This is a genomic window from Streptosporangium sp. NPDC003464, assembly GCF_053588315.1.
Map to the genome: position 1 here is coordinate 44,274 of NZ_JBSFPS010000027.1, position 8,456 is coordinate 52,729.

Consider the following 8,456-nt stretch of genomic DNA (forward strand, 5'->3'; position numbering starts at 1 on the left):
TTACCTGTTCCTGTACCTCAGCGAGCGGGCCATCTCACGCTTGGCCTGCTTCTCGGCCAGCGTCTGCCGCTTGTCCCAGTCTTTCTTGCCCTTCGCAAGGCCAATCTCGATCTTGGCCTTGCCGTCCTTGAAGTAGATCGCGAGCGGCACCAGGGTGAGGCCGCCCTCCTTGGTCTTCGAGACCAGCTTGTCGATCTCCTTACGGTGCAGCAGCAGCTTGCGGGTGCGACGCGCCGCGTGGTTCGTCCACGTCCCCATGGTGTATTCGGGGATGTGGACGTTGATCAACCAGGCCTCGCCGTCCTTGATGACCGCATAACCGTCGATGAGGGAGGCGCGGCCAAGGCGCAGCGACTTGACCTCGGTGCCCTGCAGCACGAGACCAGCTTCGTAGGTGTCCTCGATGTGGTAGTCGTGCCAGGCACGCTTGTTCTGGGCGATGACCTTCCGCCCGGTCTCACGTGGCATGCCCACGAGCCTACCGGGGACCGGGGCGGTGAACCGCGCCGGAGAGCGGGAGGGCGCTCAGCGAGCGAGCCGGAGGCACGGCCGCGTCACACCCGCAGATAGCGGCGGAGCGTGACGAACGAGGCCAGCACACAGATGAGCACACCGATGATCATTGTAAGGGTGATCACCCCGGCCAGGGTCTCCCAGGACAGCTCGCTGTTGTTGAACAGGTAGAGCTGCACCCCGTCGAAGATGAAGACCTTGCTGACGATCAGCAGCACCGCCGCCACCACACCGCCGATCAGACCGGCGATGACCCCCTCCATCACGAACGGGAGCTGGATGTAGAGGTTGGAGGCGCCGACCAGGCGCATGATCCCGGTCTCGCGTCTGCGGTTGTAGGCCGACAGGCGGACCGTGTTGCCGATCAGCAGCGTGGCCGCGAAGACCAGGACGATCGCGATCACCAGGGCCGCCCAGCGGAGCTTCTCCAGCAGTCCGAAGAACTTCTCCAGGAACGTCTGCTGGTTCACCACGACCGAGACGCCCTTGGCCCCGTTGAGCTGCTGGATCACCGCCTCGTAGGTGTCGGGGTCCTTCAGCTTGACCCGGAACGACTCCGGCATGTCCCCGACCTGGATCGCCGAGAGCATCACGGTGTCGTTCTTGTACTGGGCCTTGAAGTTCTCGTAGGCCTTCGCGGCGTCCTCGAACTCCACGGACTGGACCTGCTGCATGCTCTCGATCTGCGTCTTGAGCGCGGCCTGCTCCTGCTCGTTGACGCCACCGCTGCCCTTGCACTGCGGGAAGGGGTCATTCTTCTTGCACAGGAAGACCGAGACCTCGACCTTGTCCGTCCAGTAGTCCCTCATGCTGGAGATCTGGGAGTTGATCATCAGACCGACGCCCAGCAACGCCATGCCGATGGCCACCGTCACGATGACGGCGATGGTCATCGTGAGGTTACGGCGGAGGCCGATCCAGACCTCGGAGAAGATGAAGTTTGCCCGCATGCTCTTCCTGTCGCTGTCTCTGGTCCTGGTGTCTCAGTACGCCTGGCCGTACACGCCACGCGACTGGTCTCGGACGATCTTTCCGTCCTCCAGTTCCACTACGCGCTTGCGCATGGAGTCGACGATGGCCGCGTCGTGCGTGGCCATGACGACGGTGGTGCCGGTCCGGTTGATCCGGTCGAGCACCTTCATGATGCCGATGCTCGTCGCCGGGTCGATGTTTCCGGTCGGCTCGTCAGCAAGCAGGATCATAGGCCGGTTGACGAAGGCGCGGGCCATCGCGACCCGCTGCTGCTCGCCGCCGGACAGCTCGTCGGGCATCCGGTGGGCCTTGCCCTCCAGGCCGACGAGCTCGACGACCTCGGGCACGACCTTGCGGATGAACCGGCGCGGCTTGCCGATGACCTCCAGCGCGAACGCGACGTTCTCGTAGACGTTCTTGTTCGGCAGGAGCCGGAAGTCCTGGAAGACGCAGCCGATACGGCGGCGCAGGTGCGGGATCTTGAAGTTGGACAGTCGGGCGAGGTCCTTGCCGGCCACGTGGATCGCTCCCGAGTTGGGGCGCTCCTCCTTCAGGACCAGGCGGAGAAAGGTCGACTTCCCGGACCCCGAAGGGCCGACGAGGAACACGAACTCGCCCTTGTCGACATCGACGCTGACGTGGTCCAACGCGGGCCGGTTCTGGTTCGCGTAGACCTTGGTGACATTATCAAAATGGATCACGGGCGCATCACGGCATGCCAGTCTAGGGGTTAGGACGGTCGCAGGAGTGGCAGAGGTCCACTTCCGCCTCTCGCCGGCCGGGGGGCGCCGGTCTTTACTCTTGATCGACGTTCCGGTTGGCCGGAGCCCAGTCTAGGGGGAAGACTGGCATGGAAAGTCCATAACGGAAACAAAACGATTCGGCGCCCCGTAACGACCACATAAAGTGGTTCTGACCTCGGAGAGGGAGGACATCATGAGCTGTGAGGACCTGGTCTGCGCGGGGTGCGCCCACCCTGTCGCGGAGGGCCGCTGCCCCATGTGCCGCGCCAACCGCGAACGGATGCACCAGCACGGGATGGGCGGGATGACCCCGGCGCTCGTCTCCCTGGCGCTGCTCGCGCTCTTCTTCCTCACCCTCGCCCTCAAGCACCTGACGGGCGCCTGAGGGCTCCGCGAGGACCCCAGGGAGCCGCTGAGGCGCTCTCAGGGCACCCCAACGCGCCCGGGGTGCCCGCCGTCTACTGCTCGGCGCCCGACTCCTGGCGGCGGGTCCACCGGATCTCGGCCTCGATGAACTCGTCGAGGTCGCCGTCGAGCACCGCGCTCGGGTTGCCGGCCTCGGTGCCGGTCCGCAGGTCCTTGACGATCTGGTAGGGGTGCAGCACGTAGTTGCGGATCTGGGTGCCCCACGAGGTGGTGGACTCGCCCCGGATCTCGTTCAGCGCCGCGGCCTCCTCCTGACGCTTGCGCTCCAGCAGCTTGGACTGCAGGACCGCCATCGCGGTCGCCTTGTTCTGCAGCTGGGAGCGCTCGTTCTGGCAGGAGACCACGATGCCGGTGGGCAGGTGGGTCAGGCGGACCGCCGAGTCGGTGGTGTTGACGCCCTGACCGCCGGGGCCGGAGGAGCGGTAGACGTCGACCCGCAGGTCGTCCTCGTTGATGTCGATGTGGTCGGTCGTCTCGACGACCGGGACCACGTCGACGCCGGCGAAGGAGGTCTGGCGGCGGCCCTGGTTGTCGAACGGGCTGATGCGGACCAGCCGGTGGGTGCCGTGCTCGCCGCGGAGCGTGCCGTAGGCGTAGGGCGCCTTCACGGTGAAGGTCGCCGACTTGATCCCGGCCTCCTCGGCGTAGGAGGTCTCGTAGACCTCCGTCGGGTAGCCCTTGCGCTCGGCCCACCGGATGTACATCCGCAGGAGCATCTGCGCCCAGTCGGCCGCGTCGACGCCGCCGGCCTGGGAGTTGATCGTGACGACCGCCTCACGCGCGTCGTATTCGCCCGACAGCAGGGTGCGGACCTCAAGGGCGCCGATGTCGCTCCTGAGGGACTCCAGCTCGCGGTCGGCCTCCTCGCGGGTGTCGGCGTCGTCCTCGGCGGCGGCGAGCTCGTAGAGGACCCCCAGGTCCTCCAGCCGCTGCCCGAGGGACTCGATCCTGTTGACCTCGCCCTGCAGGTAGGAGAGCTTGCTGGTGACCTGCTGGGCCCGCTCCTGGTCGTTCCACAGGTCGGGCGCGGCAGCCTGCTCCCCGAGCTCCTCGATCTGCTTGCGCATCACGCCGAGGTCGAGCACGTCCTGGATGCTGTTGAGCGTGCCGGTAAGCTCGTTGATCTCTTCTGCCGGATCGATGAGTGCCACGTCTGTAAAGGGTACGCGACCGCCGAACCCCATTGTGTACGGCTCCTGCCCCCGCCATGGCTAGCATGGGCCCGCGAGGGGACCATCGGGAGGCGGACGTGCGGGAACGTGGGCGACGGGATCTGCTCGTGCTCGCCCTGAGCCTGGTGACCGCCACCGCGGCGTGCTCGGGCTCCGACGGCGCCGCGCCGGGCCGGAGCCCCCGCGGCACCGGCGTCACCTCGGCCCCCGCCGCCCTGCCCGCGCCCCGGGTCACGCTCGCCGAGGCGGAGAAGGCGCTGGCCGGCATCCTGGGCGCCGAGGGGGTGCTGAGCCGCGCCACACCGCGCCAGGAGGCCGACGCCAGGAACATGGCCGAGCAGACCCGCGACGGCCAGGAGGCCCTCGCCCTGGCCGCCCTCAACAGCTCGCGGGGCGCGCCGCCCCACTACACCTGGGGCAGGCCGCAGCTGCTGGTCCCGCGGGTGCAGCGGAGCCCCTTCTGGTTCGCCGCGATCGTCAGCCGTGTGGACGCGGCGGGCAACACGCGCCCCGCCGTGCTGACCCTGATCAAATACGGCGGCGAGCGGTGGTACCTCAGCTCCGCCTCCCTGCTGGAGCCCGGCGTGCGGGCGCCGGAGATCGCCAAGGACGCGGAGGGCTACGCCACCGCGCTGGGTTACGAGGACACGAGCGTCGAGATCAGCCCGCGGCTCATGGCGCCGCTGCACGCGACCTCCGCCGAGGAGGGCACCGCGGGATTCACCGCCGGGCTGATCGAGCAGGGCCCGCACACCACCGGCTACGCCGACGAGATCTCGACCAAGCGACTGGACTACAAGAAGGACGACTGCCTCGGCTACGACTCGATCTTCGCCGCGAGCAACTACCCCGTGCACGCGCTGCGCACGGCCGACGGCGGCGCCATGGTCACATACTCGCTCATCAGGACCACCACCCTGACCTCCAAGGTCGAGCCCTGCGCGGAGATCGTGGTGCCGCCGAGCGCCCGGGGGCTGATCTCCGAGCGCCGCGCCTCCAAGGAGCTGCGCACCGTCGAGACCCAGCAGTACGTGAGCACCGTCCCGGCCAAGAACAGCGGCCGGCCCGCCAAGATCATCGGCTACCTGGGCGGCATCACCAAGGCGTTCGTCTCCTGACGGAGACGGCCGGGAGAACCCGGTGACCCGCGTGACCCGGTGACCCGCGCGGCCGGCGGACGCCGCCCGGACCACCGGGCGCCCGTTCCGCTTGCGGCGGTCCGGCGGCATGCGGCCGGGCGACCGTTCCGCGCGCCTCGATCCGACAGCGCGCGGCCGGGCGACCGTTCCGCTTGCGGCGGGCCGACGGCGCGCGGCGTCGCCCGGGCCCCCGCTCGGGGCCCGGGCCGTGTCAGGCCGCGCCTCGCCGTAGCGGCCCTGTCGGGCCCCGCCCGCGCCGGTGTTCACCCGGCGCGGGCCGTACGGGCCCGCGCCGGGTGCTCAGGCCTCGCTGTGCGGCAGGCTGGTGGCGGTCACCAGCGTGCGGATCGCGCGCAGCGCCACCGACAGCGTGGCGAGATCGAAGTTGTCGCTCTCCCAGATCTCCGACAGGGTCTGCCGGGCCCGGGCCATCGCCGCCGAGTTGACCTCGATCCAGCTCGCCAGGCGCTCTTCCGGCGACAGGCCGGGCGCGCTGTGCGCCAGGACGTCGCGGGTGAGCGTGGCGTGCGCGGCGTAGAGGTCGTCGCGGAGCGCGGCCCGCGCCATCGAGTTCCACCGGCTGTCCCTGGGCAGCGCGATGATGCGCTCGCGCAGCCCGGCGAGCTGGAGCCGGTCGGCCAGGTCGAAGTAGACCTCGGCCACCTCGTTGACCGGCCGGCCGAGGTGCGCGGCCGCCTCCACCAGGTCGAAGGTGGAGTAGGCCGGGACCATCGCGGCGACCCGCTCGGCGAGCTCGGCCGGCACGCCCCGGGCGACGAAGCTGTCGCGCCGCTCCTCGAACGCCGTCAGGTCGGAGCCGGTCAGCAGCTTGGGCAGGTGGGCCAGCAGCCCGTTCATGCCCTTGGCGAAGAAGCTCACCGTGGAGGCCAGGTCCAGCGGCGCGCGGCGGTTGCCGAGCAGCCAGCGGGTGCCGCGCTCGGCCAGCTTGCGGGCCTCCAGCTCCATGGCGATCTGGGTTGAGGTGTCCACCTTGTTGTCCAGCTCCTCGATCTGCCGCCAGAAGCTGGGCAGGTCGAAGACCTCGCGGGTGACGAGGTAGGCGCGGGCGATGTCCGACGTGGACGCGCCGCTCTCCTCGCCGAGGCGGAACATGAAGGTGGTCCCGCTGGAGTTGACCAGGTCGTTCACCACGCCGGTGGTGATGATCTCGCGGCGGAGCGGGTGGGCGTCCATGTAGTCGCGGAAGCGCTCGCGCAGCGCCGTCGGGAAGTAGGACACCAGCCAGGACGCCAGGTAGGGGTCGTCGGGCAGGTCGGAGCCGAGGATCTCGGCGTCGACCACCAGCTTGGTGTAGGCCAGCAGCACCGAGAACTCCGGCGCGGTCAGCCCGAGCCCTGCCTGGCGCCGCTCGGCGAGCGTCTTGTCCGACGGCAGGAACTCCAGCTCCCGGTTGACCAGGCCGGCCCGCTCCAGCTTGCGGAGCTGGCGCGAGTGGATGTGCAGCATCTCGGTCGCCTGCGCGCGGGCGGCGGCCAGCACCACGTTCTGGTCGTAGTTGTCCCGCAGGACCAGGTCGGCGACCTCGTCGGTCATGTCGAGGAAGAGCTGGTTGCGCTGCTTGTCGGTGAGCTCGCCGTCGCGGACCGCCCGGTCCAGCAGGACCTTGATGTTCACCTCGTGGTCGGAGGTGTCCACGCCCGCCGAGTTGTCGATGAAGTCGGTGTTGACGAGCCCGCCGTTGAGGGCGAACTCGATCCGGGCGAGCTGGGTGAAGCCCAGGTTGCCGCCCTCGCCGATCACCTTGCAGCGCAGCTCGGAGGCGTCGACCCGCAGGCCGTCGTTGGCCTTGTCGCCGACGTCGGCGTTCGACTCGCTCGACGCCTTGGCGTAGGTGCCGATGCCGCCGTTCCACAGCAGGTCCACCGGGGCCCGCAGGATGGCGCTGATCAGGTCGTTGGGGGCCAGCGAGGTCACCTCGTCGGCGATGCCGAGCGCGGCGCGCATCTGCGGGGAGAGCGGGATCGACTTGGCCGTGCGCGGCCAGACGCCACCGCCCTGCGCGATGAGCGAGGTGTCGTAGTCGGCCCACGAGCTGCGCGGCAGCGCGAACAGCCGGGCCCGCTCGGCGTAGCTGCGTGCGGCGTCCGGGTCGGGGTCGACGAAGACGTGCCGGTGGTCGAAGGCCGCGATCAGCCGGATGTGCTGGGAGAGCAGCATGCCGTTGCCGAACACGTCGCCGGACATGTCGCCGACGCCGACCACGGTGAAGTCGGTGGTCTGGATGTCCACCCCGGTCGTGCGGAAGTGATACTTCACCGACTCCCAGGCGCCGCGGGCGGTGATGCCCATGGCCTTGTGGTCGTAGCCGATCGAGCCGCCGGAGGCGAAGGCGTCCCCCAGCCAGAAGCCGTACTCCTTGGCCACCGCGTTGGCGATGTCGGAGAACGTCGCGGTCCCCTTGTCGGCGGCGACCACCAGGTAGGTGTCGTCCTCGTCGTGCCGGACCACGTCGGCGGGCGGGACCACCTGGCCGTCGACGAGGTTGTCGGTGATGTCCAGCAGGCCGGAGATGAACATCCGGTAGCAGGCGACGCCCTCGGCCAGCACGTCCTCCCGCGCACCCGACTTCGGCGGGTTCTTCACGACGAAGCCGCCCTTGGAGCCGGTGGGGACGATGACGGTGTTCTTCACCATCTGCGCCTTCACCAGGCCGAGGACCTCGGTGCGGAAGTCCTCCATCCGGTCCGACCAGCGCAGGCCGCCGCGCGCGACCTTGCCGAAGCGCAGGTGCACGCCCTCGACCCGGGGCGAGTAGACGAAGACCTCGAACTTCGGCCGGGGCAGCGGCAGCACGCTGATCGACGGCGAGTCGAGCTTCAGGCTGATGTACGGCTTGCGCTCGCCGTCCACCGTCTGGAAGGCGTTCGTCCGCAGCGTGGCATTGATCATCTCCAGGTAGGCCCGCAGGATGCGGTCCTCGTCCAGGGAGGCCACGTCGTCCAGGGCCCCGAGGATCTCCTCGTTCAGCGCCTCGCTCAGGTCCGAGCGGACCTCCTCCGAGCGGCGGGGGTCGAGCCTGGCCTCGAACAGCCGCACCAGCAGCCGGGCGAGCCGTACGTTGCCCAGCAGCACCCGCTCGATGTAGTCCTGGCTGAACGTGGTGCCGGCCTGGCGCAGATACTTGGCGTAGATGCGCAGGATCTCGGCCTGCTCCCAGGTCAGGCCGGCGGCCAGGACGAGCCCGTTGAAGCCGTCGCTCTCCACCCGGCCCCGCCACAGCGCGCCGAAGGCGTCCTGGAACAGCCGCTTGAACTCGTCCCTGTCCACCTCCGAGGAGGGGGTGTAGCGCAGGCCGAAGTCGTAGATCCAGGCGTCGTTGGTCGCCGGGTCGTTGTCGCGGTCGATCTCGTAGGGCCGCTCGTCGACCACCTCGACGCCCATCCGCTGGAGCAGCGGCAGCACATGCGACAGGGAGATGGGCGCGCCGATCCGGTAGAGCTTGAACCGGCGCTCGCCCTCGGCGGCGTCGT

Annotated in this window: 7 protein-coding genes; 2 read left to right on the top strand and 5 right to left on the bottom strand. The window is 69.2% G+C overall.

From position 1 onward, the window contains the following. The 3 genes from smpB to ftsE form a co-directional block, all read right to left on the bottom strand. A complete protein-coding gene (gene smpB, locus ACWDS7_RS09110; protein WP_306875276.1) occupies nt 1-468 on the bottom strand; it encodes an SsrA-binding protein SmpB in 468 nt (155 codons plus the stop codon). 86 nt (nt 469-554) lie between these two features. Next, nucleotides 555-1,463: a permease-like cell division protein FtsX gene (gene ftsX, locus ACWDS7_RS09115; RefSeq protein ID WP_306858930.1), complete on the bottom strand. Its 909-nt coding sequence runs from the start codon at nt 1,461-1,463 to the stop codon at nt 555-557. 33 nt (nt 1,464-1,496) lie between these two features. Continuing rightward, nucleotides 1,497-2,186, bottom strand: coding sequence for a cell division ATP-binding protein FtsE (gene ftsE, locus ACWDS7_RS09120; protein ID WP_012888192.1), 690 nt, complete (start codon nt 2,184-2,186; stop codon nt 1,497-1,499). Between the two features lie 235 nt (nt 2,187-2,421). Between ftsE and ACWDS7_RS09125 the strand changes: the two genes are divergently transcribed. Further along, nucleotides 2,422-2,613, top strand: coding sequence for a hypothetical protein (locus ACWDS7_RS09125; protein WP_451928811.1), 192 nt, complete (start codon nt 2,422-2,424; stop codon nt 2,611-2,613). A gap of 73 nt (nt 2,614-2,686) precedes the next feature. Here the strand turns inward: ACWDS7_RS09125 and prfB are convergent, their stop codons facing one another. Continuing rightward, nucleotides 2,687-3,805: a peptide chain release factor 2 gene (prfB, locus tag ACWDS7_RS09130; protein WP_306858938.1), complete on the bottom strand. Its 1,119-nt coding sequence runs from the start codon at nt 3,803-3,805 to the stop codon at nt 2,687-2,689. Nucleotides 3,806-3,903: 98 nt separating this feature from the next. Here prfB and ACWDS7_RS09135 point away from each other — a divergent pair, with 98 nt between their 5' ends. Next, nucleotides 3,904-4,944, top strand: coding sequence for a hypothetical protein (locus ACWDS7_RS09135; RefSeq protein WP_451928812.1), 1,041 nt, complete (start codon nt 3,904-3,906; stop codon nt 4,942-4,944). A 321-nt stretch (nt 4,945-5,265) separates the two neighbouring features. On the opposite strand, the gene ACWDS7_RS09140 is transcribed toward ACWDS7_RS09135, so the two are convergent. Next, the coding region (locus ACWDS7_RS09140) for an NAD-glutamate dehydrogenase (protein ID WP_451928813.1) at nt 5,266-8,456 on the bottom strand (3,191 nt) is incomplete at its 5' end.

Excerpts from the sequence above, each read along its gene's own strand:
- smpB (WP_306875276.1), bottom strand. The coding sequence starts at position 468 with ATGCCACGTGAGACCGGGCGGAAGGTCATCGCCCAGAACAAGCGTGCC.
- ftsX (WP_306858930.1), bottom strand. The coding sequence starts at position 1,463 with ATGCGGGCAAACTTCATCTTCTCCGAGGTCTGGATCGGCCTCCGCCGT.
- ACWDS7_RS09125 (WP_451928811.1), top strand. The coding sequence starts at position 2,422 with ATGAGCTGTGAGGACCTGGTCTGCGCGGGGTGCGCCCACCCTGTCGCG.